2 protein-coding genes are annotated in these 2054 nt (G+C 64.8%); both read right to left on the bottom strand.

All coding sequences use genetic code 11. The features are described from left to right. Positions 1–857: succinate--CoA ligase subunit alpha (sucD, locus tag L2A60_RS20300; RefSeq protein WP_235706272.1), on the bottom strand; the 857-nt coding region annotated here is incomplete at its 3' end. Then, positions 857–2053: an ADP-forming succinate--CoA ligase subunit beta gene (gene sucC / locus L2A60_RS20295; protein ID WP_235706271.1), complete on the bottom strand. Its 1197-nt coding sequence runs from the start codon at positions 2051–2053 to the stop codon at positions 857–859. The genes sucD and sucC, both read right to left, overlap by 1 nt. Position 2054: the final 1 nt, after the last annotated feature.

Raw genomic sequence — 2054 nt, 5'->3', positions numbered from 1 at the left:
ACCATGGTTGATCCGAGGGATGCTGGGCTGTCGGCGACATGGATTCCGGCGGATTTCATCGCCTCGATTTTCGCCTGGGCGGTGTCGCGCCCGCCGGAAATCACCGCCCCGGCATGGCCCATCCGCCGTCCCGGCGGCGCGGTCACCCCGGCGATGAAGCCGACCACCGGCTTCTTCACCCTGTGTTTGGCCAGAAACTCCGCCGCCTCGATCTCGCTCTGCCCGCCAATCTCGCCGATCATGATCACCGCCTCGGTCTCATCATCACCCAGAAACAGCTCCAGAACCTCAATGAAATCCAGGCCCTTCACCGGATCGCCGCCAATCCCCACACAGCTCGACTGCCCCAGACCCGCCGCCGTGGTCTGCGCCACCGCCTCGTAGGTCAGCGTCCCCGAGCGCGACACGATCCCGATCTTGCCCCGCCGGTGAATATGCCCCGGCATGATCCCGATCTTGCACGCATCCGGCGTGATCACCCCAGGGCAGTTCGGCCCCACCAGGATCGACGCCGAACCCGCCAGCGCCCGCTTCACCCGAACCATGTCCAGCACCGGTATCCCCTCGGTGATGCACACGATCAGTGGAACCCCGGCATCGATCGCCTCCAGGATCGCATCCGCCGCGAAGGGCGGCGGCACATAGATCGCGCTCGCATCCGCCCCGGTCCGTTCCCGCGCCTCCGCCACCGTGTCGAACACCGGCAGATCCAGATGCCGCGTCCCGCCCTTGCCCGGCGTCACCCCGCCCACCACCTTGGTGCCGTAGGCGATCGCCTGCTCGGAATGAAACGTCCCCTGCGCCCCGGTGAACCCCTGGGTAATCACCTTCGTCGCGGCATTGACCAGTATCGCCATCACGCGGCCTCCTTCACGGCGGCCACGATCTTCTGCGCCGCATCCGCCAGATTGTCCGCCGCGATGATCGGCAGCCCGGATTTCGACAGAATGTCCTTGCCCAACTGGACGTTGGTCCCTTCCAGACGAACCACCAGCGGCACCGACAGCGACACCTCCCGCGCCGCCGCCACCACCCCTTCGGCAATCACGTCGCAGCGCATGATCCCGCCGAAAATATTCACCAGTATCCCTTCCACGTTCGGGTCCGACAGGATGATCTTGAACGCCGCCGTCACCCGCTCCTTGGTCGCGCCGCCGCCAACATCCAGAAAATTCGCCGGCGCCGCCCCATACAGCTTGATGATGTCCATCGTCGCCATCGCCAGCCCGGCCCCGTTCACCATGCAGCCGATCGAGCCCTCCAGCGCCACATAGCTCAGGCTGTGCTTCGCCGCCTCCAGCTCCTTCGGGTCCTCCTCCGCCTCGTCACGCAGCTTCTCCAGATCAGGATGCCGATACAGCGCGTTGTCGTCGAAGCTCACCTTCGCATCCAGCGCCACCACATCCCCCGAACCGGTCACCACCAGCGGGTTGATCTCGACGATCGCGCAGTCCAGCCCAACGAACGCCCGGTACATCGCCTCCACAAACGTCGCGAAGGCACCGATCTGCTTGCCCTCCAGCCCCAGCCCGAAACCCAGCTTGCGCGCATGAAACCCGGAAACCCCGGTCGCCGGATCAACCGAAACCCGCAATATCTTCTCGGGATGATGCTCAGCGACCTCCTCGATCTCCATCCCCCCCTCGGTCGACGCCATGATCACGATCCGCGACGCCCCACGATCCACCAGCAACGACAAATACAGCTCGCGCTTGATGTCGCACCCAGCCTCGACATACACCCGCCGAACCACCCGCCCCGCCGCACCCGTCTGCTTGGTCACCAGAACATGCCCCAGCATCGCCTCCGCCGCCGCGCGAACCTCCGCCGCACTCCGCGCCAAGCGAACCCCGCCTTTACCGGCAGGATCGTCCTTGAAATGACCCGCACCACGCCCACCCGCATGGATCTGCGACTTCACAACATAAACCGGACCAGGCAGCTTCCCAGCCGCAAAAGCAGCCTCCTCCCCGCTCCACGCAACACTGCCCCCCAATACCGAAACCCCATACGATCTCAGCAATTCCTTCGCCTGATACTCATGTATGTTCATC

The organism is Acidiphilium iwatense, assembly GCF_021556475.1.
GTDB classification, from domain to species: Bacteria; Pseudomonadota; Alphaproteobacteria; order Acetobacterales; family Acetobacteraceae; genus Acidiphilium; species Acidiphilium iwatense.
Note: the sequence above shows the minus strand (reverse complement) of the source record. Positions and strands in the feature narration are given on the sequence as shown.